The organism is Caldisalinibacter kiritimatiensis (genome assembly GCF_000387765.1).
Classification (GTDB): domain Bacteria; phylum Bacillota; class Clostridia; order Tissierellales; family Caldisalinibacteraceae; genus Caldisalinibacter; species Caldisalinibacter kiritimatiensis.
Map to the genome: position 1 here is coordinate 1 of NZ_ARZA01000083.1, position 1,095 is coordinate 1,095.

Here is a 1,095-nt window from a genome sequence, read left to right on the forward strand (position 1 = left end):
TGGTAGAGCCCTGGCCTTCCAAGCCAGTTGCGAGGGTTCGATTCCCTTCACCCGCTCCATTTGTTTAATGATATTCGTGGTGGGTATAGCTCAGTTGGTTAGAGCGCCAGATTGTGGCTCTGGAGGCCATGGGTTCGAATCCCATTATCCACCCCATATTTTAATTAAATGTTGGGGCGTAGCCAAGTCGGTAAGGCAGCGGACTTTGACTCCGTCATGCGCAGGTTCGAGTCCTGCCGCCCCAGCCATTTATTTTGTGAAAATGTGGCGGCATAGCCAAGTGGTAAGGCCGAGGACTGCAAATCCTTTACCCCCAGTTCGAATCTGGGTGCCGCCTCCATATTAGCGCCTATAGCTCAACTGGATAGAGTGTCTGACTACGAATCAGAAGGTTGGGGGTTCAAGTCCTCCTGGGCGCACCATTTTAATACTACGAAAAAAATGGAGAGTTGACGCGTGATGCCGACTCTTCATTTTGTTTTTTGGTCTCTTTATCAATACATGAACTTACTAAACGCTTTCTTAAAAATGTGTTTTCATAAAAACAAGGATAGACTTCTAAGAAAGGTTAATATATAAACTGGACTAACTGGACAAATATTATGGCATTTTCGTCCTATTAATTTACGTTTATGATAATCTTGTAAAAAAAGTTTAGGGTTATTAATATTTGAGGAAATTGCATAATTAATTTTTTATAAAACCGAAAAAAGGACATAGAGCGATAGCTCATTGAAAAATGAGATTTTTAAAAACTTATATACAGTTTTATAAAATTGCAATAACCTCCTAATCATTATTTAAAGTTTATTTGCCGTTAGGCAGCTTTATCAATAGACTTTCTTGAATTTAAAGCAATTGTTCCAGCTATGAGTGCAATACAATTTAGTAATGAATGGACTTTGACTTTTTTAATACCTTTAGACCTTATATTATCTAAATCTAGATACTTTTTAAGTCTGCTATTACATCTTTCAACAGATGTTCTTTTATCATAAAGTTTTTGCCATAGATCTGAGGATCTTAAGGGATAAACCCAATGTCTTGGGTTCTCTTTCCAATTATATTTTAATGTATAACCATAGTTAGAAGAAG

At 37.4% G+C, this 1,095-nt stretch carries 1 protein-coding gene and 4 tRNA genes; 4 read left to right on the top strand and 1 reads right to left on the bottom strand.

Features of this window, described 5'->3' with window-relative positions:
• The first annotated feature begins 79 nt into the window (after positions 1-79).
• The 4 genes from L21TH_RS04120 to L21TH_RS04135 all read left to right on the top strand — a co-directional run bounded on the left by L21TH_RS04120 (position 80) and on the right by L21TH_RS04135 (position 422).
• Positions 80-156: transfer RNA gene (locus tag L21TH_RS04120), tRNA-His, on the top strand.
• 16 nt (positions 157-172) lie between these two features.
• Positions 173-248: transfer RNA gene (locus L21TH_RS04125), tRNA-Gln, on the top strand.
• A gap of 18 nt (positions 249-266) precedes the next feature.
• Positions 267-340: transfer RNA gene (locus tag L21TH_RS04130), tRNA-Cys, on the top strand.
• A gap of 5 nt (positions 341-345) precedes the next feature.
• Positions 346-422: transfer RNA gene (locus tag L21TH_RS04135), tRNA-Arg, on the top strand.
• Positions 423-817: 395 nt separating this feature from the next.
• Here L21TH_RS04135 and L21TH_RS04140 read toward each other — a convergent pair.
• Positions 818-1,095 (bottom strand): transposase (locus L21TH_RS04140; protein WP_034429290.1); only part of this gene is annotated, 278 nt, incomplete at its 5' end.